General features: G+C 74.0%; 19 protein-coding genes and 1 tRNA gene. 8 read left to right on the top strand and 12 right to left on the bottom strand.

Features of this window, described 5'->3' with window-relative positions; translation table 11 throughout:
• Positions 1-6 precede the first annotated feature (6 nt).
• From ACZ45Q_RS22575 to ACZ45Q_RS22555, 5 genes are all read right to left on the bottom strand, one after another.
• Positions 7-2,082 (bottom strand): copper resistance protein CopC, encoded by a 2,076-nt coding sequence (locus ACZ45Q_RS22575; protein WP_468264207.1) that lies wholly within the window; start codon positions 2,080-2,082, stop codon positions 7-9.
• A 49-nt stretch (positions 2,083-2,131) separates the two neighbouring features.
• Positions 2,132-2,596, bottom strand: coding sequence for a copper chaperone PCu(A)C (locus ACZ45Q_RS22570; protein WP_468264204.1), 465 nt, complete (start codon positions 2,594-2,596; stop codon positions 2,132-2,134).
• A 77-nt stretch (positions 2,597-2,673) separates the two neighbouring features.
• The gene (locus ACZ45Q_RS22565; protein WP_468264200.1) at positions 2,674-3,324 is read right to left on the bottom strand and encodes an SCO family protein; all 651 of its coding nucleotides are present in this window, start codon (positions 3,322-3,324) and stop codon (positions 2,674-2,676) included.
• Positions 3,325-3,426: 102 nt separating this feature from the next.
• A complete protein-coding gene (locus ACZ45Q_RS22560; protein WP_468264197.1) occupies positions 3,427-4,215 on the bottom strand; it encodes a YcnI family copper-binding membrane protein in 789 nt (262 codons plus the stop codon).
• Between the two features lie 180 nt (positions 4,216-4,395).
• Positions 4,396-5,223 (bottom strand): hypothetical protein, encoded by an 828-nt coding sequence (locus ACZ45Q_RS22555; RefSeq protein WP_468264194.1) that lies wholly within the window; start codon positions 5,221-5,223, stop codon positions 4,396-4,398.
• Between the two features lie 504 nt (positions 5,224-5,727).
• Here ACZ45Q_RS22555 and ACZ45Q_RS22550 point away from each other — a divergent pair.
• Entirely contained in the window at positions 5,728-6,183 is a 456-nt protein-coding gene (locus ACZ45Q_RS22550) for an ATP-binding protein (protein ID WP_468264192.1), read from the top strand.
• Positions 6,184-6,228: 45 nt separating this feature from the next.
• Here ACZ45Q_RS22550 and ACZ45Q_RS22545 read toward each other — a convergent pair whose 3' ends face one another.
• Together ACZ45Q_RS22545 and ACZ45Q_RS22540 are read right to left on the bottom strand one after the other, a co-directional pair.
• Positions 6,229-7,692, bottom strand: a complete 1,464-nt coding sequence (locus tag ACZ45Q_RS22545; protein ID WP_468264189.1) for an aminopeptidase P family protein — start codon at positions 7,690-7,692, stop codon at positions 6,229-6,231.
• Between the two features lie 144 nt (positions 7,693-7,836).
• Entirely contained in the window at positions 7,837-9,234 is a 1,398-nt protein-coding gene (locus ACZ45Q_RS22540) for a SpoIIE family protein phosphatase (protein ID WP_468264186.1), read from the bottom strand.
• Positions 9,235-9,905: 671 nt separating this feature from the next.
• On the opposite strand from ACZ45Q_RS22540, the gene ACZ45Q_RS22535 reads away from it, so the two are divergent.
• Both ACZ45Q_RS22535 and ACZ45Q_RS22530 read left to right on the top strand, forming a co-directional pair.
• Entirely contained in the window at positions 9,906-10,571 is a 666-nt protein-coding gene (locus ACZ45Q_RS22535) for a bifunctional DNA primase/polymerase (RefSeq protein WP_468264183.1), read from the top strand.
• Between the two features lie 352 nt (positions 10,572-10,923).
• Positions 10,924-11,514, top strand: a complete 591-nt coding sequence (locus ACZ45Q_RS22530) for a hypothetical protein (protein ID WP_468264180.1) — start codon at positions 10,924-10,926, stop codon at positions 11,512-11,514.
• A 262-nt stretch (positions 11,515-11,776) separates the two neighbouring features.
• Here the strand turns inward: ACZ45Q_RS22530 and ACZ45Q_RS22525 are convergent, their stop codons facing one another.
• The 3 genes from ACZ45Q_RS22525 to ACZ45Q_RS22515 all read right to left on the bottom strand — a co-directional run bounded on the left by ACZ45Q_RS22525 (position 11,777) and on the right by ACZ45Q_RS22515 (position 14,676).
• Entirely contained in the window at positions 11,777-12,763 is a 987-nt protein-coding gene (locus ACZ45Q_RS22525) for a DUF5926 family protein (protein ID WP_468264178.1), read from the bottom strand.
• A 159-nt stretch (positions 12,764-12,922) separates the two neighbouring features.
• On the bottom strand, positions 12,923-13,561 hold the full coding sequence (locus ACZ45Q_RS22520) for an ATP-binding protein (protein WP_468264175.1): 639 nt from the start codon (positions 13,559-13,561) through the stop codon (positions 12,923-12,925).
• A gap of 287 nt (positions 13,562-13,848) precedes the next feature.
• Entirely contained in the window at positions 13,849-14,676 is an 828-nt protein-coding gene (locus ACZ45Q_RS22515; RefSeq protein ID WP_468264172.1) for a glycerophosphodiester phosphodiesterase, read from the bottom strand.
• 300 nt (positions 14,677-14,976) lie between these two features.
• Here ACZ45Q_RS22515 and ACZ45Q_RS22510 point away from each other — a divergent pair, with 300 nt between their 5' ends.
• Positions 14,977-16,611, top strand: a complete 1,635-nt coding sequence (locus tag ACZ45Q_RS22510) for a S1C family serine protease (protein ID WP_468264169.1) — start codon at positions 14,977-14,979, stop codon at positions 16,609-16,611.
• A 62-nt stretch (positions 16,612-16,673) separates the two neighbouring features.
• Positions 16,674-16,758, top strand: a tRNA-Ser gene (locus ACZ45Q_RS22505).
• A gap of 319 nt (positions 16,759-17,077) precedes the next feature.
• On the opposite strand, the gene ACZ45Q_RS22500 is transcribed toward ACZ45Q_RS22505, so the two are convergent.
• The gene (locus ACZ45Q_RS22500; protein WP_468264166.1) at positions 17,078-17,962 is read right to left on the bottom strand and encodes a bifunctional DNA primase/polymerase; all 885 of its coding nucleotides are present in this window, start codon (positions 17,960-17,962) and stop codon (positions 17,078-17,080) included.
• Positions 17,963-18,329: 367 nt separating this feature from the next.
• On the opposite strand from ACZ45Q_RS22500, the gene ACZ45Q_RS22495 reads away from it, so the two are divergent.
• The 3 genes from ACZ45Q_RS22495 (at position 18,330) to ACZ45Q_RS22485 (ending at position 21,305) form a co-directional block, all read left to right on the top strand.
• Complete coding sequence (locus ACZ45Q_RS22495) at positions 18,330-18,656, top strand: hypothetical protein (RefSeq protein WP_468264163.1); 327 nt, start codon at positions 18,330-18,332, stop codon at positions 18,654-18,656.
• 305 nt (positions 18,657-18,961) lie between these two features.
• Positions 18,962-19,525 carry a SigE family RNA polymerase sigma factor gene (locus ACZ45Q_RS22490; RefSeq protein WP_468264160.1) on the top strand — a complete coding sequence of 188 codons (564 nt, stop codon included), beginning with the start codon at positions 18,962-18,964 and terminating at the stop codon, positions 19,523-19,525.
• Positions 19,526-19,661: 136 nt separating this feature from the next.
• Entirely contained in the window at positions 19,662-21,305 is a 1,644-nt protein-coding gene (locus tag ACZ45Q_RS22485) for a long-chain fatty acid--CoA ligase (protein ID WP_468264429.1), read from the top strand.
• Positions 21,306-21,455: 150 nt separating this feature from the next.
• Here the strand turns inward: ACZ45Q_RS22485 and ACZ45Q_RS22480 are convergent, their stop codons facing one another.
• Positions 21,456-26,426 carry a hybrid sensor histidine kinase/response regulator gene (locus tag ACZ45Q_RS22480; RefSeq protein ID WP_468264157.1) on the bottom strand — a complete coding sequence of 1,657 codons (4,971 nt, stop codon included), beginning with the start codon at positions 26,424-26,426 and terminating at the stop codon, positions 21,456-21,458.
• Between the last annotated feature and the right edge of the window lie 33 nt (positions 26,427-26,459).

Below are 26,459 nucleotides of genomic sequence, written 5' to 3'. Positions count from 1 at the left end.
TGCGGTTCAGCCGATCTGCGCGTTCTTCTTGACGGTCACCTGGTCGATGTCGGAGGTCCGTACGGTGACGGCGACCTCCCAGTCGCCGGCCATGGGGATCTGCACTCCGCTCGCCGACCAGTGTCCGGTGGTGATGTGCTCGGGGACGACGGGCAGCGGCCCGATGTCCTGGGACTCCAGCGTGAAGGCGATCTTCACCTCGGGGACGTCGACGGGGCGTCCGTCGGGGTGGGTGGCGTAGACGTGGAGCTCGTTGGCGCCCACGCGCGCGGGGTCGACGTCGATGCGCACGACGCCCTTGCCGTTCTTGCCGCCGGTGTCGTACGGCATGTCCAAAGTCAGCGTCCCGGTCGGGGCGGTGGCCGACGAGGAGGACGACGACGTGGCCGCCTTCGCCTCCTCCACCGTGCGTCCGGGCTCGGTCTGCGTCAGGGCGGTGGTGACGGCGAGGAGGACGACGGCGACGCCCGTCTCGGCCAGCACGGAACGGCGCAGTCCGAAGCGGTGCGGGTCGGCGTCCCGCAGCCGCTTCTGCCGGGCGGCGTCCACGGCGGCCCGCTGCCGGGCGAGCTGAGCGGCCCGCTCGGCGCCGACGCCGTCCTCGTCCGCGTCCCCGGCGTCCGCCGCAGAGGTCTTGCCGGCTTCCCGGATGTCCGCCGCAGAGGTCCTGCCGGCTTCCCGGACGCCCGCCGCAGAGGTCTTGCCGGCTTCCCGGACGCCCGCCGCAGAGGTCTTGCCGGCTTCCCGGACGCCCGCCGCAGAGGTCTTGCCGACTTCCCGGATGTCCGCCGAAGTGGCCTTGGCAGGCGCCCTCACCTCCGCCTTCTCCCGGTCCTGCACCGTGGTCGGCACCGCCTTTGCCAGCCGTGCCGTCCACCGCCGGGACAGGAACGCGATGCCGACCAGGACGACCACCAACCCGAGCTTGATCAGGAGGAGCTGCCCGTACCGGGTGTCGGTGAAGGCCGTCCAGGAGCCGAGCTGCCGCCAGGACTGGTAGACGCCGGTCACCACCAGCGCGACCACGCTGCCGAAGGCGATCCGGGAGAACCGGCGCACGGCGGACGCCGCGACCGGTGTGTCCGCGGGCGCCCGGTACAGGGCGACGAGCAGTGCGGTGAGCCCGCCGAGCCAGGCGGCGACGGCCAGCAGGTGCACGAAGTCGACCGGCATGGCGATGCCCGCCTGGAGCCCGACCGAGGCGTGCTCGGACATCGCCCAGCTCGCCGCGAGCCCTGCTGCGACGACCGTCCCGCCGACCGCGAGCCCGAAGGCCAGGTCCCGCTTCTCGGCGTCCTCCCGCTTCTCGTACGCCCCGAAGAGCACGGCGACGAACAGCGCCGCCGCGGCGAGCAGCAGCAGCCGGGACACGAGCGCGGCGCCCGTCTTGGTCTGGAGCACCTGCCCGAGCAGCTCCAGGTCGAATACGTCGCCGGCCTTCCCGGAGCCGGTGTAGGAGCCGCGGAGCAGCAGCAGGAGCAGCGTCGACGCGGTGAGCGCCAGCCACCCGGAGACCACGAGCCGCTGCACGGCCCGTACTCCCGCCCCGCGCGGCCAGCAGGCGAGCACGAAGGCGGCACCGCCGACCAGCACCACGAACCCGGCGTACGACACGTACCGCCCCACGCAGTAGAGCAGCCCCACGGCCCCGCCGCCGGCCTGCTGGTCGGCGACCGAGACGGAGGTCTCGGACGGGGCGCCGACGGAGAAGGTGAAGGCGCCGGCGACGGGGTGGCTGTCGGCGGACACGACCTGGTAGGCCACCGTGTAGGTGCCGTCGGGCAGTCCCGCGTGCAGCTTCACGGCGTACGTCGTGCCGCCGGCCTCGGACGGCGCGCCGTCGTCGACGCGCTTGCCCTTGGGGTCGAGGACGCGCAGCGAGTCGGAGTCCAGGGACACCGTCTCGGAGAAGGTCAGCGACACCTGGGCCGGGGCCTGGTCGACCACCGCCCCCTGCCGGGGGTCGCTGCCGGTCAGCGCGGCGTGCGCGGTGGCCGGGCCGGCCCCGGCCAGCAGCGCGCACACCGCGGCCAGGAGCAGCAGCACCAGGGTTCTCACCCGCGGGGCGATGGTCTGCGTCAAGGTGGTCCCTCCCTCGGTGACCGGAGCGGCCCGGAACGGGCCGGGGCGCTCAGTGCCCCGTGTGTCCGGAGTCCGGCCGGTACGTGGCCGGCTTCACCGGCAGTTCGACCGTGACGGGGTCGGAGTGGGCGAAGTGGAGTTCGACGGAGACCGTCTGACCCTCCTTCGGCTTCCGCTTCAGCTTCTCGAACATCAGGTGGTTCCCACCGCTCTCCAGCACGAGCCGGCCGTGGGCGGGGACCGGCAGGCTGTCCACCTCCCGCATGGTGCCGTCGACGGTCTCGTGCACGGTGACCTCGCCGAGGTCGCTGGTGACCGAGGTCAGCTCGTCCTCGGTGCCGCCGTCGTTGGCGATGGTGAGAAAGCCCGCCGCCATGTCCGAGACGGGCTGCGGCATGTAGGCGGCGCTGACGGCGAGGTCCGCGCCCTGGGGCGCGGAGTCGTCCGAGCCGCAGCCGGTGAGTATCAGCGCACCGGCCACGACCGCGACGGGCACGGCGGCGGCCCTGCGCAACCCTGCGACCTGGCGGCGGCCGGCGGCCCCGCGCAATCCTGCGATCCGGCGGCCGGCGGCCCCGTGCGACCCGCGCCTCACGGCTTCTCCCCCTTGATGAGCTTGGGGAGGTCCTTGCTGTAGTCGCCGACCTCGGCGTCCTCGCCGTAGAGCACGTACCCGGCGTCGGTCTTCGGGGAGAAGGCGACGACCTGGGTGCCGTGCATGGAGACGACCTTGCCGTCCTTGTCCTTGGTCGGCGGGTCGATGGAGATGCCGAGGGTGCGGGCGCCCGCCTGGATGGTGTCGAAGTCACCGGTCAGGCCGACGAAGTCGGGGTCGATGCCCTTGAGCCACTCGCCGAGCGCCTCGGGGGTGTCCCGCTCGGGGTCGGTGGTGACGAACACGACCTGCAACGCGTCCCGCTCCGCCTGGGACAGTTCCTTCTTGGCCACGGCGATGTTGTTCATCGTCAGCGGGCAGACGTCGGGGCAGTGGGTGTAGCCGAAGTAGATCAGGGTCGGCTTGCCCGCGGTCCGCTCACGGAGGTCGTACGGCTTGCCCTGGGTGTCGGTGAGGACCAGGTCCGGCTTCTCGAACGGCTTGTCGAGGACGGTGGCCGCCTTCTGGCCGGTCTCCTCGGACACCATGGTGACCGGCTTGTCGCTGTCGTTGCCGCTGCCGCAGGCGGACAGGGTCAGGGATGCGGCGGCGAGCAGGGCTGCCGCCGCGAAGGTCTTCTTGCGCATAGAGAAATGTCCCAGATGTGAGGTGCTCCGGTGCGCACCGGGGTGCCGAACCGCGGACGCGGGTGCCGGCCGGCCCCGGTGCGCACCGGACGAGTAGGTGCGTCAGGCGTTGCCGCGCCGACGCCCGGCGAGCACGCCGTAGGCCACGCCGGCCGCGCCGACGACGATGCCGACGACGCCCAGGACGCGGGCGGTGGTGTCGGTGGAGTCCTCGGAGCCGGCGTCGGCGGTGGTGTTCTGCGCGGCGGGCTCGGCGTCCTCCGCGTTCTCGGCGTCCTCGGTGGCCTCCTGGCCCGAGGCGCCGTGGTGGTCGTCCTCGGCGGCGGACAGTTCGAGCACCGGCGCCGGGTGCTCGGGCTCCTCCTGGCCCTCCTGCGGCACCTCGATCCAGCGCACGACCTCCTTGTTGGAGTACGTCTGGATCGCCTTGAACACCAGCTCGTCGGTGTCCTCGGGCAGCGCGCCGACGGACACCGGGAACTTCTGGAAGTAGCCGGGCTCGATGCCCTTGCCGTCGGCGGTCCAGGTCACCTTGGTCACGGCCTCGGTGATCTTGTTGCCGTGCGACTCGATGGGCTTGTCGAGCTTGCCCTTGGTCACCTCGGCCTTCCAGCCGGGCACCGGCGCCGGCATCACCGACGACAGCGGGTGGTCGGCGGGGAAGGTGACCTCCAGCTTGGTGGTGGAGGCGTTGTCCCGCTCGTTGGGGACCTTGAAGTTGACCGTGGCGTAGCCGCCCTTGGCCGCGGTGCCCTCCGGCTGCACGCTGACGTGCGCGAGGGCGGGGGAGGACAGGACGAGCACGGCGGTGCCGGCGGCGGCGCCGACCGCGGCGAGGCGCGCGGCCTTGGCGGACGTCGCGGACGTGACGTTCGGGAACGAGACCTTCATGGACGGAGCACTCCGCTTCCGTGAAGCCGGTGCAGGGCACCGGTGGGGAACAGGGACGGTGGGCGTGCGGGCGCGCGGCCGGGCCGCCGTCGGCCGGCGGGCCGGGAACGCACGCACGCGCGCGTGCCGCACGACGGCGGCCGCCCGTCCCCGGCGATCCGGAGCGGTGGTCGCGTCGTGTCAGGCCGCGAGGGAGAAGGCGGCGGGCGGGCCGCGCCGGATCACCGTGTGCTGGAGTGCGGTGGTACGGGGAACGGGCGGCGCGAGGGTGGCCGTACGCGGTTGCCGGGCGCCCGCCTCGGGGGTGTCCGGCAGCCCGGCGCACAGCGCGCGGACCAGCGCCAGCGCCCCGCGCAGGGAGCGTACGAGGGTCTCCTCGGCGACCGCGTACGCGGACTGCGCCGACAGCTCGACGAGCCGTGCCAGGGCCAGGTCGCCGCGGCGCAGCAGCCAGCCCGCGGCGATCGCGGCGAGGACGTGGCCGAGAAGCATCGGCAGCGACGGCAGCAGCGAGGCCGAGGGGTCGACGGCGGAGGACAGGGCGTCCGTGTGCGGGTGGGCCCCCGCGCCGGTGTCCGGGCGGACCCGCGCGTCGGCCAGGATGCGCTCGGCCTGGGCGGGGCTGATCGCCGCCGCGGTGGCCCCGCACATCAGCCGGGCGGCCTGCTGGACCAGGGAGGCGTCCGAGACGGCCCCCGCCGACTGCGCCGTCGCCGTGACCGCCGTACTCCCGTGCTGCCCCAGTCCGAACAGCGAGTGCAGCGCCAGCTGCCCGGCCGCGAGGAGCGCGGCGATGCCCGGCAGCGAGCGCTCCCGCCCGGCCAGCGGCGCCGCCACCACGGCCATCGCGAGGAACCCCGCGCCCAGCGACCACAGCGGAACGCGGGCGCAGGAGGCCAGCGTGTGACCCGCCGCGGCCAGCACGACGCAGACCGCGGCGAACACCGCGGCCCGCAGGACCCGGAGATCGTGTCCGGAGCGCGCCGAAGGCGGGTGGGGGGCAGTCATGGCGGGCTCATCATCCCATTGGCCCCGCCCGCCCCGTACGGCAGGTCCGCAAGATGCCCTGAATACGGTAGGCGCGGAAGATCACGTTCTGCCAGGAATGCCACGGAGGACGGCCGGTTCGGCCGGCCACCGCACCGGCGCCCGGACCGGCCCCCGCACCGGCCCCCGCCCGCCGACCGTACGGAGGCCCCGGCCGACGGACGAGCCGCCGAGCGGGCCGAGGCCCCGGTCGGCCGACGGGCGAGCTGACGATCGGGACCCGTGACCCGGTCGCGGAAGGCCTCCCAACAGGACGGGGTAGGGCGGGGTGGGACCGATACGGTGGTCTGGCAGTGAAACTGGCGGCGGACCCGGGGGCCGGCCCGGCCGTGCGGCGGGCGCATACACCGCCCGCCGCAAGGACGCATCCGCCGAACGGGCGGTGTCGTGCCGACGCGGTGCTTACGCTCCGGCACGCGGGGCAATACGTATCGGTATGTCGAGCCGCGGCCGGGAGGCTGGAGCATGAGCATCTGGTGGTCACTCCATCTGCGGCGCGAGGCTGCGAGCGTGCCCCTGGCCCGGCGCCTGCTGCTCGGCACGATGGAGACCGCGGGCGTCGACCCCGACGTCTCGTACGACCTGTCCGTCGCCCTCAGCGAGGCCTGCGCCAACGCCGTCGAGCACGGCGGCGACGGCGGCCGGGACGGCTCCGGCGAGGCCTACCGCGTCACCGCCTATCTGGACGGCGAGCGGTGCCGCATCGAGGTCGCCGACACCGGCCCCGGGTTTCCGGCGGCCTCCGCGGTGGCGCCGGTGCGCTGCGCGGGGGCCGACGCCGAGAGCGGGCGTGGCCTGTGTCTGATCCGGGAGCTCGCCGACCACGTCCACATCGGCAGTACGCCGGGCCGCGGCGGGGCCGTGGTGAGCTTCGACAAGATCCTCAAATGGCGTGAGGACGCCCCGCTGGTGGCGGTGTGACCGCACGGCCGGTGGGGCGCCCCACGACGTGATCCGTACCCGGCGTCAGCCCTTCAGCGCCGCCATCCAGGCCTCGACCTCGTCCGACCGGCGCGGCAGCGCGGCCGACAGGTTCCGGTTGCCGTCCTCCGTGACGAGGATGTCGTCCTCGATCCGCACGCCGATGCCGCGGTACTCCTCCGGCACGGTCAGATCGTCGGTCTGGAAGTACAGCCCCGGCTCGACGGTCAGCACCATGCCCGGCTCCAGCACGCCGGCCACGTACGTCTCGGTGCGCGCGGCGGCGCAGTCGTGGACGTCCATGCCGAGCATGTGACCGGTGCCGTGCAGCGTCCAGCGGCGCTGCAGGCCCAGCTCCAGCACCCGCTCGACCGGGCCCTCGACCAGGCCCCACTCGACCAGCTTCTCGGCCAGCACGCGCTGCGCGGCGTCGTGGAAGTCCCGGTACTTGGCGCCCGGCTTCACGGCCGCGATACCGGCCTCCTGGGCCTCGTACACCGCGTCGTAGATCTTCTTCTGCAACTCGCTGTAGCGGCCGTTGATCGGCAGGGTGCGGGTGACGTCGGCGGTGTAGTACGTGTGCGTCTCCACGCCGGCGTCGAGGAGCAGCAGGTCGCCGGAGCGGACCGGGCCGTCGTTGCGCACCCAGTGCAGCGTGCAGGCGTGCGGGCCGGCGGCGCAGATGGAGCCGTAGCCGACGTCGTTGCCCTCCACGCGCGCGCGGAGGAAGAACGTGCCCTCGATGTAGCGCTCGCTGGTGGCCTCGGCCTTGTCGAGGACCTTCACGACGTCCTCGAAGCCGCGCACGGTGGAGTCGACGGCCTTCTGCAGCTCGCCGATCTCGAACGCGTCCTTGACCAGCCGCATCTCGGACAGGAAGACGCGCAGCTCCTCGTCGCGCTCGGCGGTGACCTTGTCGGTCAGCGCGGCCTCGATGCCGGCGTCGTGACCGCGTACGACGCGCACCGGTCCGGTGGCCTCGCGCAGCGCGCCCGCCAGCTCGCGCACGTCGGAGACCGGGAGGCCGTAGAGCTTCTCGGCCTCGGTGAGCGAGTGCCGGCGGCCGACCCACAGCTCGCCCTGGCCGTCCAGCCAGAACTCGCCGTTCTCGCGGTTGGAGCGGGGCAGGAGGTAGAGCGTGGCGTCGTGCCCGCCGGCGGTCGGCTCCATGACGAGGACGCCGTCCTCGGTCTGGTTGCCGGTGAGGTAGGCGTACTCGACCGACGCGCGGAAGGGGTACTCGGTGTCGTTCGAGCGGGTCTTCAGGTTCCCCGCGGGGATCACCAGGCGCTCGCCGGGGAAGCGCGCGGAGAGCGCGGCGCGCCGGGCGGCGGTCTCGGCGGCCTGCGGAACGGGCGCCAGATCGCGCAGCTCCGTGTCGGCCCAGCCGGACTTCATGTTCTCGGCCAGTTCGTCGGACACGCCCGGGTACAGGCCGTTCTTGCGCTGCTTGATCGGCTCTTCCTCAGCGGTTTCCGGGGTCTCCGGGAACTCGTCCGCCACGGTCATCCTCCTCGATACGGCACTGGACCACCCCCCATCGTACGGTCGTACGGAAGGGGGCCCAGGGGCGAAGGGCCTGTTACACCGTGGGGCACGGCACAGGGTGACCGTCCGCTATGCGAACAGTTGGCGCCTTAGGCGCGCTGTCCGCTATTCGAACCGCACCGCCAGCAGGACGACGTCCTCCTCGCCGTCGCTGGCGTCCAGCCCGTCCGGCAGCACCGTGCGCAGGACGTGCTCGGCGACGGCGTCCGGGTCCTGACGGGCCGCCCGCGGGACGCCGGCCGCCGCCGCGTGCAGCCGTGCGAAGGCGCGGTCGGAGGCGTCTCCGGTGCGGTGCAGCAGCCCGTCGGTGTACAGCAGAACCGTCTCTCCGCGTTCGGCGTGGATCTCCACGCTCGGCGCCTCCCAGCAGGCCAGCATGCCCAGCGGCGCGGACACGGACGTCTCCACGAACTCCGTGCGCCGCTCGCCGATCAGCAGCGGCGGGGTGTGCCCGGCCCCGGCCAGCGTGATCCGGCGCAGCACGGGCTCGCAGTAGCCGAACAGGGCGGTGGCCGAGCGGGCCGGCTCCGTCAGCCGCAGCAGCAGTTCCAGGTCGGACAGGACGGCCACCGGGTCCTCGCCCTCCATCACGGCGTACGCCCGCAGGGACGCGCGCAGCCGGCCGGTCGCGGCGACCGCGCTGGGCCCGGAACCGGTGACGGAGCCGACGGCGAGCCCGAGCGCGGCGTCGGGCAGCGGCAGCGCGTCGTACCAGTCGCCGCCGCCGCGCGGGCCGGTGCGACGGCGCGCGGCGAGCTGCACGCCCGGGATCCGGGGCAGGCGCGAGGGCAGCAGTTCCTCGGACATGGTCGTCATGCACGCGCGCGTGCGCTCGACCTCCAGCAGCCGGGCGAGGTGCTCGGACGCGTAGCGCACGTAGAGCCCGGCCAGGTGGCGCCGGCGCTCGCGCGGCTCGGCCGGTTCGTCGTAGAGCCACACGGCGGCGCCGAGGCGTCCGGTGTCGTCGGTGCGCAGCGCGAGGGTGTAGCCGGCGGCGTAGCCGAGGCGGACGGCGACCTCGCGGTGCCGGGGGTCGAGTCCCTGCTCGGCGAACAGGTCGGGCTCCGCGATGCCGTCCTCGCCGCCCGCGAGGCCGTCGAGGATGCGTCCGTACGGCACCGAGGCGCGCGGCACCGTCTCCAGATGGCCGAGATCGGCCCGGGTCAGACCGAGGCCGACGGTGGTGTCCGGGCCGAGTCCGTCGCCGGGTTCCAGGACGACGAAACCGCGCCGGGCGCCCAGCAGGGCGGCTCCGGCGCGCAGCAGTTCCTGGAGCGCTTCGGCGAGGGTGCGGGTGCGGGCCAGGCGCTCGGTCAGCTCGTGCAGGGTCGTCAGGTCCGAGACCCAACCGGCGAGGCGGTCCTGGAGCAGGGCGCCGGGGGCGCCGGGGGAAGCGGGCGGCGGCAGTGCGGAGGCTCCCGCTGCGGCGGACGCGACAGTGTGTGCGGGGGCGGGAACCGTTGAATCGATTCCGGCCACTTTCGGAGGGTGCGGGGCGTTCATGGCAACCGGCTTTCCGACCGGCGCTTACTGCTCAAAAGCATCGCAAACCCCCATGTCATTCTGCGCCGCTAGCAGTGTCTCCACATGTACACGCACTCGAGAGGAGATGTCCAGCATTGTCCTGCTGGGATTCCTGGTGTCCGTGAGAGTCGAGTGACCTCGTTCTCGACCCCTTGCGGAAATATGAAGTTGGCTTGAAACTGCCCCAGAGGACGGCTTGTTGCGGTCGACTGGGGGTGCTCCACGGAGCGTCACAACGGTCGTGATGGGTACGTACTCGGTGAAGGCCAGGGGTGGTTGGGGGCCGCCCGGAACCTGGCGCGGGACCCGGGCGTCCTATCCACCGACGACCGAGCCCCATCCTCCCGTGCCGGAGGCGGAGAGAAGTACGCGGGACGGCAAACGCCAGACTTCGCCACCCCCGCGCCACGCCCATGCTTTTGCCAGACGCGGTATGGACGTAACGGCCGGAACAGCCGCAACGGTCGCAGCACCGTGACGGCCCGACGGCCACGGACCAGTCAATGCTCGGCCCACAGGGGTTGATTGGGGTTCCCCTTGCCTCAGGCAAGGGTGTGATGCGCCAAGCGCTACGCACAGCGAAGTGATCGACTCATGGTGTGATGCGGCCCACGGTGTTGCCAGCGTGCAACGGAAAGGAACGAGCGCTCATGCGCGAGATCCTCGGAAGGCGACGCAGGCTCCTGTCCAGGCGCGGTGACGGGGGGCCTGACCTGATCAGCGCGGCCCTGACCTACGCGACGGAATGGCAGTGGCCCGTCCTGCCGGGCGTGGCGGCGGACTCGGAGCGGCCCGGCCGCTGCGGCTGCCCCGACCCGGAGTGCACGGTTCCCGGCGCCCACCCCTTCGATCCCGGCCTCCTCGCGGCCACCACCGACGCACGCATGGTCCGCTGGTGGTGGACCAACCGCCCTGCGGCGCCCATCGTCCTGGCCACCGGTGGCAAGGCTCCCTGCGCGGTGTCGCTGCCCGCCCTGCCGGCCGCTCGCGCCCTGGCCGCGCTGGACCGCAGGGGCATGCGGCTCGGCCCGGTCGTCGCCTCCGCCGCCCGCTGGTCGATCCTGGTCCAGCCGTACTCCATGGAGCAGCTCGGCGAACTGCTCTACGCCAAGGACTTCGTCCCCGGCTCCCTCCGCTTCCACGGAGAGGGCGGCTACCTGGCGCTGCCCCCGTCCGAGACCGGTCGGGGAGCCGTCCGCTGGGAGCGCGCGCCGCTGCCCGGCTCCGCCTCGCCCTGGGTGCCCGACGTGGAGGCCGTCGTGGACGCGGTGGTCGACGCCCTCACTCGTACGGGTGTGAGCGCCCCCGAGTTGTAGGGGTGTCGGCGCGGGGGGAACCCGGCGCCGGGCCGCGGTCGTTATCGTCCGCTCCATGCCGCTTGATCCTGGGGAGCGCCGGGTGCCGCCGTGCCACCGTGCCCGCAGCGGCGGGCGTGCCATGAGCGGCGCAGGTGCCGGGAGTGGCCGGAGTGCCGGGAGAGGCGGGAGTGCCGGGAGAGGCGGGAGTGCCGGGAGAGGCGGGAGTGCCGGGAGCGGCGGGCCGGACGCCCACCGTCTCCGACTGCTCGCGCTGGCGGGTGTCGTGGCGTGCGCGGTGGTGCTGCCGTACGCCGTGGCGACCGCGGGGGTGGAGGAGCCTAAGAAAACAGCCGACAGGGCCGCCGCGTCCGTGCGCGACCGCACCGACGGCACGGCGATTCCCTCCGGCGGCCGGAACGGCGACGGCGGAGACCTGCCGGGCGGCCTCGGCGACGGCCGGCCGTTCGGTGCCGTCGACGGCACCGCGTCCGCAGCCGGCTCACGCCTCGGCCTCCCACCCGCCGCCTCGCCCGGCTCGGCACCCGGCACTTCACCCGGTCCCTCGCCCGTCCTCCCCGAACCGCTGGATGCGGGCCGTGCCACCGTCGTGCGCTGCGGACCCGAACTGGTCTCCCCGGGCGGTGTCGAGGCGCAGACCTGCGTGCTGGCCCAGGGCGAGTGGGCCTGGGCGCGCACCTACTACCGGAACGCCACCGGCGACGCCCTCGACGCCCTGCTCACCCTCATGGGCCCCGGCGACCGCACCGTGCGGACGCGCTGCGCCGTGGCCGCGGACGACGAGCCGGGGGTCTGTGAGACGCCACGGGAGCGGACCGGCGGCGGCGAAGTCCGTGGTGAGACGCCGGCCTACACGGCCGTGGCGGAGTTCGCGGACCGCGCCGGGTACGGGCCGCTGCTGCTGCGGTCCGGGAGTAATCCCACCTCGGAAGCGGGCAGTTGACGCACGGTCCTGGTCGCGGTCGGTGAGGAACGCGGCGCATGCAAAGACCCGGTTGCTGGCGACGGGGGATGCACCAGCAACCGGGCTACTGAAACGGTAACAAGAGATCGGCGGTTAGCAAATTCGATCACAGCTTTTCCGGTCACCGACTGGCTTGTCTCGACCGGGAGTTGTGCGTCTCTGTGACCGGAGTCACCCGCCTCACGAGCCGGGCTCCAGCTGATCGGTCGGTCAGCTGGAGCCCGGCTCGCGGACGCCCGTGTCAGCTGAGGGTGACCTGGCGGTTGGTGAGGCCGCCGCGGGCCCGTCGCTCGTCGGGCGTGAGCGGTGCGTCCGTGGCCAGCGCCTCGGCGAGACGCTCGGCGAACTCGGCGGCCGGCTTCTCCACGTCCTGCGCCGTGACCTCGCTCGGCAGGTCCCAGACCGGGACGGTCAGGCCGTGGGCGCGGAAGGAACCGACGAGCCGGGTGCCCTCGCCGAGGCCGGAGCGGCCCGCCGCGTGCAGCCGCGCGAGAGCGTCCAGAAGCCGCTCCTCCGGGTGCGGCATGACCCAGCGCAGGTGGTTCTTCTCCGGCGTCCGGCACCAGTAGGCGGCGTCCACGCCCTGGAGGCGGACGGTCGGGATGGCCGCGGCGTTGGCCCGCTCCAGGGAGGCGGCCACCTCGGGCGTGGCGTTCTCCGCGTCCGGGACCCAGAACTCGAAGCCCTCGTGCACGATCGGCTCGAAGCCGCCCTCGGGGTCGAGCAGGTCCTGCAACCGCGGTGCGTCGGCCGGGGCGCGGCGGGACTGGACCGGGGAGCCCGGGTCGGCGGTCAGGGCGCGCCGCAGGGTGTCGGCGAGGTCGCGGCTGATGTCGCCGGACGCCGTGTCGTTCTGCAGGCCGAGCAGGACCGAGCCGTCGTCGCGGCGCAGGGCGGGCCAGGCCATCGGCAGGACCGTGGCGAGCGTGACGGACGGGACACCTTCGGGGAGGCCGTCCTTGAGGGGCAGCTCGACCGTGGCCGCCGGGACCAGCTCGCGCAGCGCGACCCAGTCGCACTCGCCGGGCAGCCCCTCGAACGGGCGCTGCACCAGCTCGGTGACGGCCTGGGCGGCGGCCCGGCCGTGGCAGGCCTTGTAGCGACGGCCGCTGCCGCAGGGGCAGGGCTCGCGGGCGCCGACGACCGGTACCTGCCCGTCGGCGCCTGCGGCGCGGGCTCCCGTGTTCTGGGGGCGCTTGGCCTTCGTCTGGGGTCGCTTCTTGGCCATCGTGGGTGTCTCCCGGTCGGCTCTTCTCGTACGGCGCGAGCCTAGCCGCTCGCGCGCACACCGACGGGACCCTGTGGATGACGGGGGAACCGGTGGTGGACAAGGAGCGCGCCCCGTGGTGGGCCGACGAGCCGGCAGCGCGGTGGCCGGGGCGCCGGCTCAGCCCAGCTCGTCGAACGCGTCCGCGAAGTCCAGGCCGGGTATCTGGGAGACGGCCGGGGCCGCGACCCGCGTGGCGAAGTCGTCGCGGCGGTGCCCGGCGTCCGGGTCGTACACGTCGGCGTGGACGACGACCCAGACCGTCACTTCGCCGCGGACGTCGTCCCGGACTCCCCAGTCGTCGGCCAGTGCGGTGATGATGTTCAGCCCGCGTCCGCCGTGGGCGGTGACCGACGGGGTCGCCGGTGCCGGGCGCGTCGGGCCGCCGCCGTCCGTGACCTCGACGACGAGCCGGCCGCCCGCGTCCACGCGCCATGCGGCACGGACGTCGCCGTCCCCGGCCAGGGCGTCGCCCAGCGGCCGGCCGTGTTTGCACGCGTTGCTGAGCAGTTCGGAGAGGATCAGTACGGCGTCGTCGATGACCGATTCCGCCACCCCGCCCCCGCGCAGCTGCTCGCGCATGCGGCGCCTCGCTTCACCCACGCCCGCAGGGCCATGGGGAACGGCCATGCTCGACGACGTGGGCACTTCCTGTGCCACCACCAACGCCACCCCCGAGACCTCCTTCGCCCCACGCCACGGTGTGGATGCCCCATTGGCCTGAACCGGAAACCGGCCGATCCCCGTACGGTGACGCATTCGACACGGTCGAACACGTTCCGAACGCGCCGGAGCACTCCCCGTAGTCGCACCGTCTGCGTTGGCTGGATTTCGTCGGTGTGGCCGAGACCGGAGGATGGGCCAAACGGACCCTCGGGGTCAAGATGCCGGGACGCACGGGGAGGGGTGGGGCGGGACGTACAGAGTGGGGCGGACGGCGCGTGGCGAGCTGCGACCGGACGGGACCGGGTGCGACCGGGCAGGATCGGGCGCGACCGGACGGGATCGGGCGCGATCGGGCGGGGCGGTGCGGACCGGTCGGGGCTTCAGCGGCCGAGGTGGTCCAGTACGGCGCGTGGCCGGTTCGTGATGATGGCGTCCACGCCCAGGCCGACGCACAGGTCCACGTCGGCGGGCTCGTTCACGGTCCACACGTGCACCTGGTGGCCGGCCTGCTTCAGGCGCTCGATGTAGGCGGGGTGATTGCGCACGATCCGCAGGGAGGGTCCGGCGATCCCGACCCCTGCGGGCAGCCGGCCGTCGCGCAGCCGGGGCGAGGCGAACTGCATGAGATAGACGGTCGGCAGCGTCGGTGCCGCCACCTGCACCCGGTGCAGCGAGCGCGCCGAGAAGCTCATCACCCGCACCTGGGACTCCTCGGGGCGGGCCGGGGCGTCGAGGCCGAACCGCTTCAGCAGTATCAGCAGCCGTTCCTCCACCTGGCCGGCCCAGCGGGTGGGGTGCTTGGTCTCGATGGCCAGCTCCACCCGGCGCCCGGCGTCGGCCACCAGCTCCAGCAGTCGTTCCAGGGTGAGGACGGACGTCTCCTCCAGGTCCTCGGGCCGGTGCTCCCACTCCAGTTCCTCGCCGCGGGCGGCGAGGGCCTCGCGCATCTTCCAGGAGCCGAAGTCCAGGGCGGCCAGGTCGGCCAGTTCCAGGGCCGAGACGGCTCCCCTCCCGTTGGACGTACGATTCACCCGGCGGTCGTGGACGCACACCAGATGCCCGTCCGCGGTCAGCCGGACATCGCACTCCAGGGCGTCCGCCCCGTCCTCGATCGCCTTCCGGTAGGCGGCCAGGGTGTGCTCGGGAGCGTCCTCGGAGGCTCCGCGGTGGGCGACGACTTGAGTCCGGTGCTGCCGTGCGTGGGTCACCGCGTCATGGTGCCACCGCGTGGGGGTAGACGTGCGAGCGGAGGGGTCGGCTTCCCGCCCGTTCCGTCTGGAATGTCCTATATAAGAAGCGACTGCGGACCCACAGCAACCGCTTATGGTGCTCTGACGGCCCGTGGGAAAAGCTGACGACATACATAGACGTACGACGAAGAGCACGCGCAGCCGCGTCGCGCCGGACCGTCCCGACCGGTGTGGGCGCGCACGCGGGCAACAGGCACGCGCGTGGCCGAGTGCGACCCAGTGGGACCGAAGAGCAGCCGTGGATCGAGGAGAGAAGCTGTGAGCACCGAGAACGAGGGCACCGCGGTACCCCCGGCCCCGTCCGCACCCCCCGTGCCGGTGGACTCTCCCGCAGCCTCCCAGCAGCCGCCGGCGCCGTCTTCGGCGCCTTCGCCGGACGACCCGGCGGTGCAGAGCTCGCCCCCGGACGCGTCCTGGCCGCCGCCCCAGCCGCCGGCCCGCCCGGCGTACGCCGCACAGGGCGCGCACGGCCCCGCCGAACAGGGCCCCGGAGGACCGGGCGAGGGCGGACCGGGCCCGGACACCCCCGCTCCGGGTGACGGCCACGGCCCGGCCGGACACGCACCGGTCGGCCAAGGACCGGGCGGCCACGGACCGGCGGAACACGTCGCGAGCGGTTTCGGCGCCGACGGCCACGGCGCGGGTGGCTACGGCTCGGGTGGGCATGGCACAGGCGGCTACGGCCCCGGTGGCAGCGGCCCCGGCGGATACGGCCCGGGCGGCTACGGCCCCGGCGGCTGGGGCTCCTCGTACCAGCCCCCCGCCCAGAAGCCCACCCGCGGGCGCGGCGGACTGCTCGCCGGGATCCTCATCGCCGCGCTGGTCGCGGGCGGCCTGGGCGGCGGCCTCGGCTACACGCTGGCCAGGAACAACGACGGCACCAGCTCCACCACGGTCTCCGCCCCCGACACCGGCGGCTCCCTCAAGCGCGACGACGGCACGGTCGCGGCGGTGGCCGCCAAGGCCCTGCCCAGCACGGTCACCATCCAGGCGGAGAGCGACAGCGGCGAGGGCGGCACCGGCACGGGCTTCGTCTTCGACAAGCAGGGCCACATCGTCACCAACAACCACGTCGTGGCCGGCGCGGTGGACGGCGGCAAGCTCACCGCGACGTTCCCCGACGGCAAGAAGTACGACGCCGAGGTGGTCGGCAACGCCCAGGGCTACGACGTCGCGGTCATCAAGCTCAAGAACGCCCCGTCGGACCTGGCCCCCCTTCCGCTGGGCAACTCCGACCGGGTCGCCGTCGGCGACTCGACGATCGCGATCGGTGCCCCCTTCGGCCTGTCCAACACGGTGACGACGGGCATCATCAGTGCCAAGAACCGTCCGGTGGCCTCCAGCGACGGCAGCGCCGGCAGCAAGGCGTCCTACATGAGCGCGCTGCAGACCGACGCCTCGATCAACCCGGGCAACTCCGGCGGTCCGCTGCTGGACGCCAAGGGCAACGTGATCGGCATCAACTCCGCGATCCAGAGCGCGAGCAACGGACTGGGCGGCGCCGGTCAGGCCGGCTCGATCGGACTGGGCTTCGCCATCCCGATCAACCAGGCCAAGTACGTCGCCCAGCAGCTGATCAAGACCGGCAAGCCCGTGTACGCGAAGATCGGCGCCTCCGTCTCCCTGGAGGAGACCACCGACGGCGCGCAGATCACCGAGCAGGGCGTCGGCGGTTCGGAGGCCGTGGAGCCGGGCGGCCCCGCGGACGACGCCGGTCTCAAGCCCGGTGACGTCATCACCAAGCTCGACGACCGGGTGATCGACAGCGGCCCGACGCTGATCGGCGAGATCTGGACCCACAAGCCCGGCGACAAGGTCACGGTCACCTACGAACGCAACGGCAAGGAGCGGACGGTGGAGCTCACCCTGGGCTCCCGCATCGGCGACGGCTGACCGGCACCCGCGCGTGCCGACCCGCTACTCTGGTCCCCGCGCCGCCGGTCACGACGGCGCGGGGTGGGTTGCCCGAGCGGCCTAAGGGAACGGTCTTGAAAACCGTCGTGGCGCAAGCCACCGTGGGTTCAAATCCCACACCCACCGCACAGCAGAACGGCCCCTGACCAGGCGACACGGTCGGGGGCCGTACCCCATACGGCATCGCTCCGGTTTTCGGGGCTGGGATCGGCCCAGCTTGCGAAGCAGAAGCTCCTGATCTGGTTCACATTCCGGATTCCCGTTGAGCGTGTCCGAGCGAGTTGCCGGTAGGGCCGTCCGCCGACACCGGCCGCCCGGCGTGCAGCAGCCCCCGGCCGCCCGGCGCACCCCGGCAACCATGCTGCGGGGCTCGCCGGGGCGCGTGCCGAGTGCTCAGGGCCGGTGCCCCGGCATCCTGCTCAGGCCCGGTGCCCCGGCATCCTGCTCAGGCCCGGGCCCGGTGCCCCGTCATCCGCGCCGCCGACGCGATCGTCGCGCGGGCTTCGCGTTCGGACAGGCCGGTGGTCAGGGCCGCGTCGACCAGGGGGGCCACCAGGGCCGGGCCGATGCCGTCCTCGTAGGCGCGGCAGGCCGCCCAGAACAGGCGGGTGTTGCGCTGGCCCTCGTGGGCGGCGAGGACGAACTGCACGAGGCCCTGGCCGTGTCCGCCGGTGGACGGGGGCACGGGATGGGACGGGTGGGACGGGCGGGACGGTGGAGGGAGCAGGAGGCGCAGCAGGGCGCGGGGGCAGCGGGCCGGGGCCAGGTGCGCGGTGCCCGGCGCCGTCGTGTACGCCCCGTGCCGGGTCCGGGAGCCGGGCCCGACGAGGTAGCCGCCGGCGCCGCGGACGTCGATGCCGGGGGCGAGGCGGCCGGCCGAGTTGGGGACGACGACGTCGGGCGGGCCGGTCAGCCACAGGTGGCGGCCGCCGCTGGGGGTCAGCACCACCACGGTGGGCGGGATGGTGAACAGGTGTCGCAGGGCCAGTTCCCGCAGGGCGGCCGAGGAGTCGGCGTCGGTCTTGGTGTCGAGGTCGATGCCGATCAGGTGGTGCGGGGGCAGCCCGCAGGCGATGCCGTAGCCGGCGGCCCAGGGGGCGGCGGCGAACATCTCCCGGATGCGGGCCGGGTCACAGGAGGCGTCGTAGACCCCGTGGCCGAACCGGCCGCACTCGCCGTGGCAGCGCCTGGGGTCGGGGTCGTCGCGGTGGGGGGAGCGCAGGGCCGGAAGCTTCGTCGCGGACAGCGGGATGACGCCCAGCCCGCGTTCGGCGGCTGACAGGGCGTGTGCGAGGGCCAGCGTCGTGGCCTGCCGGTCGGTGGTGGCCATGGCTCCATGTTCGTACGTACGTTCGAAAAAGGGAAGGGGGGTCGTGCGCGACACGCCGGAGTCGCAGGTGGGGCGGTGGGTGCTGCCGTAACGCTTCACCTCTTGCGGTGCTTGGGGTGTGGCTGTCCCGCCTGTCCGGAGCTGGGAGGCAAGGGAAGCAAAGGGGTTTATCGACTTGTCATCACGCTTGAGTGCGAATCAGGTCTTCCGGGGTGGTTCGCCGGGGATTCGGTGGGCAACTCTGATCACGCGACGTCGTGCACGACACCGAGGCGGGCGGCCAACCGCCTTGGTACAAGGCCTGGTTCAGGTACTTCACGCGCTGTCCGGCAGCAGAGCCGGGGGCGCACCTTTCTGGAGGAACAACATGGCAAGCATCCGTACCGCCCGCGTCATCGCCGCCGTCTCCGCCCTGCCGCTGGCCGCAGCCCTGTTCACCGGAGTGGCCACCGCGGACAACGGTGCCTTCGCGGACAACGGATCGAACGCGACCGCCTCGGAGGCGTTCGCCGGCATCATCGGCAGTGGCGTCGGCGGCGACAACAACGGCAACTCGTCCACCACCCAGCAGCAGGCGGTCGGCTCCGGGGCCTCGAACCAGAGCAACACCGCGCAGGTCGACGGCTCCGCGTTCACGGCCATCAACCAGGGCAACGAGAACGTCGCCGTCAGCTTCTCCCCGCTGTGGTGGTGAGCTGAGGGGCCGGTGGCGGTATGGGGATGCCGCACCGGTCCCGCAACTCCTGTGGGTGTGCTTCATGGGGTCGTACGACGTCTGCGCGGCGGTTCCGCTTCGGCGGTGCCGCCGCGCAGGCGTGTCCCCGCGGGCGCACCGAGGCCGGGCCCGTCCGGGAGCCCTCGGGGTCGAACCCCCACTCCCCTCCACCCCCGCTCCACCTACAGGAGGTGCAGCAGGCCCCACCCCTACAACCTGAGGCGGACGCCGCTTCGGGACCTGCGGCCGATCCGGTGCGGACCAGCCGCTCCTAGCGTGGAGCCATGACCACACCCGTCTGCACCACCGCTTCGGACGCCGCCACAGCAGCAGCGACGCAGACCCTCCCGTACCCGTCCTTCTCCTCCTACATGCGGGCCCGGCAGCCCGTCCTGCTGCGCGCCGCCCGGTCGCTGACCGCGAACCCGAACGACGCGGAGGACCTGCTCCAGACCGCGCTCACCAAGACGTACGTGGCCTGGGAGCGCATCGAGGACCACCGCGCCCTCGACGGCTACGTGCGCCGGGCGCTGCTGAACACCCGGACGTCGCAGTGGCGCAAGCGCAAGGTCGACGAGTTCTCCTGCGACGAGCTGCCCGAGCCCGAGTCCGTGCCCGGCCACGAGGACCCGGCGGAGCGGCAGGCGCTGCGCGACGCGATGTGGCGGGCGGTCATGCGGCTGCCGGCGCGGCAGCGGGCGATGGTGGTCCTGAGGTACTACGAGGATCTCAGCGAGGCCCAGACGGCCGACGTGCTCGGGGTGTCGGTGGGCACGGTGAAGTCGGCCGTGTCCAGAGCCCTCGGCAAGCTGCGCGACGACCCTGAGCTGGGGTTTGTTCGGTCCTGATGTGCGATGTCGCCCTCTGGTGCCTGATCGATCATCGACTCCCCTAGTGACATACCACGCGGTATGTGCGCAGAATCAGCGCAACCTTTACCACCGCGTAGGCAATGTCGCCCAGGAGGACGCCGTGCTGAGCACCATGCAGGACGTACCGCTGCTGATCTCCAGGATCCTGACCCACGGGTCGACGATCCACGGCACCTCCCAGGTGACCACCTGGACCGGCGAGGGCGAGCCGCACCGCCGCTCCTACGCCGAGATCGGCGCCCGCGCCGCCCAGCTCGCGCACGCCCTGCGCGACGACCTCGGCGTCGCCGGCGACGACCGGGTCGCCACCCTCGCCTGGAACAACGCCGAACACGTCGAGGCGTACTTCGCGATCCCCTCCATGGGCGCGGTCCTGCACACCCTCAACCTCCGGCTGCCGCCCGAGCAGCTGGCGTGGATCGTCAACCACGCCGCCGACCGGGTCGTGATCGTCAACGGCTCGCTGCTGCCCCTGCTGGCCCCGCTGCTGCCGCACCTGAAGCCGCTCGAGCACGTCGTCGTCACCGGCCCCGGCGACCGCTCCCTGCTGGACGGCGCCTCCGTCCGCGTCCACGAGTACGAGGACCTGATCGCCGGGAAGCCGGCCACGTACGACTGGCCGGAGCTGGACGAGCGCCAGGCCGCTGCCATGTGCTACACCTCCGGCACGACCGGCGACCCCAAGGGCGTCGTCTACAGCCACCGCTCGATCTACCTGCACTCCATGCAGGTCAACATGGCCCAGTCGATGGGCCTGACCGACGAGGACACCTCCCTGGTCGTGGTCCCGCAGTTCCACGTGAACGCCTGGGGCCTGCCGCACGCCACCTTCATGACCGGCGTGAACATGCTGATGCCGGACCGCTTCCTCCAGCCCGGCCCGCTCGCCGAGATGATCGAGAGCGAGAAGCCGTCCCACGCCGCCGCCGTCCCCACCATCTGGCAGGGCCTGCTCGCCGAGCTGACCGCCAAGCCCCGCGACGTCTCCGCCCTCACCCAGGTCACCATCGGCGGCTCCGCCTGCCCGCCGTCGCTGATGGAGGCGTTCGACAAGCTGGGCATGCGGGTCTGCCACGCCTGGGGCATGACGGAGACCTCGCCGCTCGGCACGATCGCCCGTCCGCCGGCCCACGCCGTCGGCACGGAGGAGGAGTTCGGCTACCGGCTCACCCAGGGCCGCTTCCCGGCCGGCGTCGAGGCACGCCTGACCGGCCCGGGCGGCGAGCGCCTCCCCTGGGACGGCGAGTCCGCCGGCGAGCTGGAGGTCCGCGGCCCGTGGATCGCCGGCGCCTACTACAACGGCCCGGACGCCGAGCCGCTGCGCCCCGCCGACAAGTTCAGCGAGGACGGCTGGCTGAAGACCGGCGACGTCGGCACCATCTCGCCCGACGGCTTCCTCACCCTCACCGACCGCGCCAAGGACGTCATCAAGTCCGGCGGCGAGTGGATCTCCTCGGTGGAGCTGGAGAACGCGCTGATGTCCCACCCGGACGTCGCCGAGGCCGCCGTCGTGGCCGTCCCCGACGACAAGTGGGGCGAGCGCCCGCTGGCCACGGTGGTCCTGCGCGAGGGCGCCACCGCCGACTTCGAGACGCTGCGCTCCTTCCTCGCGGACGAGGGCAAGATCGCCAAGTGGCAGCTGCCGGAGCGCTGGACGATCATCGAGTCGGTGCCGAAGACGTCCGTCGGCAAGTTCGACAAGAAGGTGCTGCGCAGGCAGTACGCGCAGGGCGAGCTGGACGTGACCCGGCTCTGACGTGGGTCTCTCTCCCCACCCCCCGCGGATCTGACCTGGCCCGGGACCGGCCCGGGACCGGCTCGGGTCGGTCGTCGGGTGTTCGTCGCTCAGGGCCCGCCCCGTCGTCGGGGCGGGCCCTGAGGGCTACCTGAGAGGGCTGCCTGAGGGCTAGTTGGTCCCGATCCGGGCCAGCAGCTCGACGATCCGGGCCTGCACCTCGGTGCTCGTGGACCGCTCCGCCAGGAACAGCACCGTCTCGCCCGAGGCCAGCCGCGGCAGGTCGGCCTGGTCGACGGCCGCGGTGTAGACGACGAGCGGCGTGCGGTTGAGCTGCCCGTTGGCGCGCAGCCAGTCGACGATCCCGGCGAACCCGGCCTGCCGGCGGTGCACCTGCATGAGGTCCATCACGACGAGGTTCGGCCGGAACTGCCCCGCCAGTGCCACCGCGTCCGCGTCGCTCGCGGCCCGCGCCACCTGCATCCCGCGCCGCTCCAGCGTCCCGGTCAGCGCCAGCGCGATCTCCGCGTGCTCCTCGATCAGCAGCACCCGCGGCGGATGCTGCTCGCTGTCACGCGGCGCCAGCGCCTTCAGCAGTACGGCGGGATCGGCGCCGTACGCCGCGTCCCGCGATGCCTGTCCGAGGCCGGCGGTCACCAGCACCGGCACCTCGGCGGCCACCGCCGCCTGACGCAGCGACTGCAACGCCGTACGCGTGATGGGCCCGGTCAGCGGGTCCACGAACAGCGCGGCCGGGAAGGCGGCGATCTGCGCGTCGACCTCCTCGCGGGAGTTGACGATGACGGGCCGGTAGCCGCGGTCGCTCAGCGCCTGCTGCGTCGACACGTCCGGGGCGGGCCAGACCAGCAGCCGGCGCGGGTTGTCCAGGGGCTCCGGCGGCAGTTCGTCGTCCATCGGCTGCGAACCCGGGGTGTCCGCCACCTCCACGGCGCCGCCCGGACCGTCCAGCGGCTCGGGGCCCTCGGCGGCGTTCTCGTCCGGTGCGCCTATGGCGTACGAGCGCCCGGCGCCCTGCGTTCCCGGGGCCAGCCGGGACTGGCCGGACGGCGCAGGCGTCGTCGGGGGTGTGGGCGCCGACGGGGGCTGCGGCTGGGCCGGGGGCGGCGTCTGCGGCTGCTCGGCCGGCGGATGCGGACGGGCCGCCTGCTCCGGACGCCCGGCCGTCGGGTCCGGCGGCGTTCCGAGCTTGCGGCGCCGACCGGAGCCGCCCGGGTGGTGGGGCGCGGGGGTGGCCGACGGCGGGTGCGGGGCCGACGGTTGCCGGGCGGGCGCGGCCGGCGGCTGGTGCGGGCCGGGGACGGCAGGGGGCTGCTGGACGTGCGTCGCCTGGCGGGAGAACGGCACGCCCTGCCCCAGCGTCCGCACGCTGATCGAGCGGCCCTGCGTCGAGTTCGGGTCCACCGGAGCGGTCCCGGCCTCGGCGCCGGCCTCGGCGGGCAGGGGCTGCGCGGCCCGCGGGGTGCTCTCCGGCGGCAGCGGGGTGCCGTGACCCGGGGTGTCCTGGGCGGGAGGCGTCGGCTGCGCCGGAGCGGCCGTGCCGTTCGGCGGGGTCTGGACGGCGGGGGGCCGACCGGGCGCCGCGCCATCGCCCGGTACGGGGGTACCGGCGCCCGGGGTCTCGGCGCCGGCCGCCGTGGGCCACGACTGGGCGGCGGGCACCTGCTCCGCGGGGGGCTGCGGGGCTTGGGCGGCCTGTGCCGGCTGCTGCTGGGGCGGGACGGGCTGGGGATGCGGCTGGCCGGGCTGTGCCTGGGGCTGGGCCTCGTGGGGCTGGGCCGCGTGAGGCTGCGCGTGCCGGGCGGCTGGTGCCTGCGGCTGCGCCGGCTGCCCCGGCTGGGCCTGCGGCTGGGGCGCCTGGGACGCCGACTGGGCGGCCTGGGCTTGGGGCTGCGCCGGGGCCTGTGCCTGCCGGCCGGCCTGCGGGTGCGGGGCGGCAGCGGGGTGCGGGGCGGCGGGGTGCGGTGTAGCGATCTGGCCCTGCGGTGTGACCTGGCCCGGCGGTTGGGTGGCCTGCCCCTGCGGCGGGGTGGCCTGTGCCTGCGGCTGGGGGAGCGGCTGGGCTCCGGTGGAGTGCGGTGCGGGAGCGGCGGCGGCCTGCGGGGGTACGGCACCCACGGGGAGCGGCGCACCCTGCCCGACGGCGGCGTCGGCGTTGCCGGCGTCGGCCGGCTGGACCGGTACCGGAGCCTGGACGGGAGCGCCCGGGACAGGAGCGCCCTGGGCGGGGCCACCCTGACCGGCGACAGGCGTCGCCCCCGGGACAGCCGGCGCCGCCTGGGCGTCCGGGGCCACCGGGGCACCCGGAGCACCGGGGACCTCCTGCGTACCCGAGGCACCCGGTGCACCCGCTGCACCCGGAGCACCGGGAACCGGCATGCCCCCCGCACCCGTCTGCGCCGCGGAGGGACCGGCCTGCGCAGGCGGGGCGGCGACGGCCCGGCGACGGCGCCCCGTCGGCGCGCTCACCGGGTGCGGCTGCGGCGGGGTGTGGTCACCGGACTGGTCGTGCGGTACGGCGTCGTGCCGCCCGGCGTCGTCCGGCTGTGCGTCACCGACGGCGGCGGGACCTGCACCGGCGGGTCCTGCACCGGCACTGACGGGACCGGCCCCGGGACCACCGGCGGGACCGGCACCGGGACCAGCCGCGGGACCGGCGACCTGCGCCGGAGCCCCCGGCACGTCCGGGTGACCCGGCGTCGTGTCCGACGGCCGGTCGGCGTCGGCGGGCGGCAGGGCGAAGACCTGGCGGGGGCTCGCTTCCTGCGCGGCGGCACGCTCGTTGGCGGCGGCCAGCGCACGGCGCCGGCGTCCGGTCGGCTGGGGCGTCTCGCCCGCCGCTCCGCCGGCCTGCGCGGGAAGTGCCGGCGGCAGCGCGTGCTGTTCCCCGGCGGCGCGCCGGGCACGCCGCCCGGTGGGCCGGCCCTGCGCATCGGCCGGCACCCCCTGCGGCGGAACGGTCCCGCCCAGCCCGTTGCCGACGGCGGCGGCCCCCGCCGCGTGCTCGGCGGCGGTCACGACGGCACCCTCGGCGACGCCGGCGCCTCCGGCACCCTGGTTCACACCGGCACCCGCGTCCTCGGCGGGCCGCCCGCGCCTGCGCCCGGTACCGCCGGACGCCCCGCCCGAGGCCTGGGCCGGAACTGGGACCGGCGCCGACTCCTGTGCGGGCGCCCCGCGGCGCCTGCGTCGGCCGGTCGGCGCGGCCGGGACCTCCGCCTCGGCACCGCCGGACCCGCCCGGGCCCCCGGCGACCCCGCTCTCCAGGAAGGCGTCGACGGAGGCACGCCGGGCCCGGCGCCGTCCGCCACCCGCCGAGCCCTGGTCGGCGACGACGACGGCGCCGGTACCGGTCCCGCCATCCCCGTCCGTTCCCTCGGCCCCGCCCGTCCCGTCGCCGCCCGCGGCACCCGCAGCGCCCTCGGGGCCCTCGGCGTCGGACGCGGGAGCGGTGACGGCGCCCGCGCCGCCCCCGAGGGGCACCTCGAGGACGTACGCACTCCCGCTCATGCCCGGGACCTGGTGCGTCTGCAGCACACCGCCGTGGGCCCGGACGATCCCGCGCACGATCGGCTCGTGCACCGGGTCTCCCCCGGCGTACGGCCCGCGCACCTCGATCCGGACGACCTCACCGCGCTGCGCCGCCGCCACCACGACCGTGTTGTCCATGTAACCGCCCGCCGAGACGGGCGCGTTGCCGGTCGCGTCGACGCCCGCGACGTCGGCGACCAGGTGCGCGAGCGCGGTCGCGAGCAGCCGCGGGTCGACCTCGGCCTCGATCGGCGGCGCGTGCACGGCGAACTGCACCCGGCCCGGCCCGACCAGCTCCACGGCCCCGTCGACACCGGAGGCCACGACGGCGTCGAGCATCACCTTCGTACGGTTGACGCCACCGCCCTCGGCGTCGAGCCGCTGGTAGCCGAGGACGTTGTCGATGAGCGTGGTGATCCGCGAGTAGCCGGCCGACAGGTGGTGGAGCACCTGGTTGGCCTCGGGCCACAGCTGCCCGGCGTCGTCGGCGGCGAGCGCGCCCAGTTCGCGGCGCAGCTCCTCCAGCGGTCCGCGCAGCGAGGCGCCGAGGAGGGTGAGCAGCTGTTCGTGCCGGGCGGCGAGGGCCTCGAAGCGGTCCTTCTCGCGCTCCCCGAGGGCGGCGTAGCGCTCCTCGTTCGCGGCCAGCTCCTCCGCGTGCTTCTCGCGCAGCTCCTCCACCTCGGTCACGTGCTGCTGGCGCAGCGCGGTGAGTTCGGAGGCGTGCTCCTCGGCGAGCCGCTCCAGCTCCTCGGCGTGCTGCCGGGCGGCCTCCTCCTTCTCCTCGACGACGGCGTCGTAGGGCCGCCGGTCGGTGAAGGTCATCACGGCGCCGACGAGCTGGTCGCCGTCGCGGACGGGCGCGGTGGTCAGGTCGACCGGCACCTTCTCGCCGCTCTTGGCGTACAGCACCTGGCCGCGCACCCGGTGCTTGCGGCCCGAGCGCAGGGTGTCGGCGAGCGGGGACTCGTCGTACGGGAAGGGGGAGCCGTCGGCCCGGGAGTGCAGGACGAGGGTGTGCAGCTCGCGTCCGCCGAGTTCGCCGGCCCGGTAGCCCAGTATCTGGGCGGCGGCCGGGTTGACGAGGACGATCCGCCCGTCGGTGTCGGTGCCGACCACGCCCTCGGCGGCGGCGCGCAGGATCATCTCGGTCTGGCGCTGCGACCGGGCCAGCTCGGCCTCGGTGTCGACGGTGCCGGAGAGGTCGCGGACGACGAGCATCAGCAGTTCGTCGCCGGTGTAGCCGTAGGTGTCGTAGGCCTGCTGGCCGGTCTCCAGGTTGGCGCTGGTGACCTCGACGGGGAACTCGGAGCCGTCCGTGCGCCGTGCGACCATCCGCGTCGGCTTGGTCCGGGCCCGTGGGTCGATGTGGTCCGGCCGCCGCATGGACCCGGGGATCAGCCTGGAGTCGAACTCCGGCAGCAGATCCAGCAGCCCGCGCCCGACGAGCGCGGTGCCCGGGGCCTCGAAGGCCTCCAGCGCGATGGTGTTCGCGTTGACGACGGTGCCGTTGGCGTTGACCAGGACCAACGCGTCGGGCAGGGCGTCCAGTATGGCTGCGAGGCGAGCAGCGCCTCGGGATGGCCTGCTGCTCACGAGACGCCTTCCTCCCTGTTACCGCACTTGCCG

The organism is Streptomyces sp. NPDC031049, assembly GCF_055571015.1.
Note: the sequence above shows the minus strand (reverse complement) of the source record. Positions and strands in the feature narration are given on the sequence as shown.